Origin of the sequence: Helicobacter saguini (assembly GCF_000762875.2) — a bacterium.
GTDB lineage: Bacteria > Campylobacterota > Campylobacteria > Campylobacterales > Helicobacteraceae > Helicobacter_A > Helicobacter_A saguini.
Genome location: NZ_JRMP02000055.1, coordinates 1 through 1,023, shown reverse-complemented (window position 1 = coordinate 1,023; position 1,023 = coordinate 1). Strand labels below are relative to the sequence as shown.

Sequence of the window (1,023 nt, the reverse complement as noted above, 5' to 3'; positions counted from 1 at the left end):
AAAAGCGTAACCATAAGTAACATTTCCCTCCAAATTTGTCACATTATAATGGTATTTTTGATTGAATAAATCAAGCAAGTCAAAGCCCCTTTTTTGCGCCTGAATGCTCTCATTTACAAAGCCGCGACTTGCAGAGATTGTCATATCAAATTCGTTATTGCCGATAAATGTGCGAGTGTAGATTCCAGCGAACAAATTCTGTGAATTATTGCTAATGTAGCCATTATTATTGCCTGTGAAAATGCCATAGCCATAGCCCACATATAGTCCAAATGCTGTGTGGAGCAGCTTTGAGTAGTAGTCGTATCCTGCATTGAATCCGTATAATTGATTGCTACCTGTGGTTGAAAAGCTAACATTTCCTATTGCGTTAGCCCATAAATTATTTGGATTTTCGCCGCGTGTGCTAAATCTAACTATAAGGTCAGCAATGGTGTTAAACCACGCTTCGTTGTTGTTAGAATCTGTGTTGTCGGCTGTATCATAGATTGTTTCTGTATTGCTGTGGTGGTTTGCTACGGCGGCTACACTAATAATAGGGTGGTGAGCGGCGTTTGGGTTATTAGAATCTGAATCATCCATAACAGCATTATTAGATTCTAAGTTATTAGATTCTATACTTGCAACTTTTACGCCTTTAGATTCTATATTTCCATTAAACGCATAATTATTCCTTAAAGCCCTAACTTGACTTGCTAACTCACTAGCCTTTTCCACATTTGCCCTGTATTCTTGAAAGGCTAGTGCTTCATACTCTGGACTTTGAAAATATGCGACACGTGCTAAACGATTAGATTTAGCTGAATCCATTGCAAGATTCAATGTTTGCAAAGTGGAGCTTTTATTCTCAAGGCTACTAACATGCTGCATTGTAGTATCTAGCGTTCTACCCACTTCTAAGAAATAATCAAGATTACGCGAAATAGCTAGGCTTTGGTCAAGCTGAATAAGCATTAAAAGCTCGCTATTTTCGTTATAAAATAAATCTTTTAAAATGTTATAGCTATTTTTGCTCTCCTTTTT

1 pseudogene is annotated in these 1,023 nt (G+C 37.2%); it reads right to left on the bottom strand.

The annotated features are described in order from the left end of the window. Positions 1–1,023, bottom strand: a pseudogene (locus LS64_RS12675) (autotransporter outer membrane beta-barrel domain-containing protein); the annotation flags it as partial.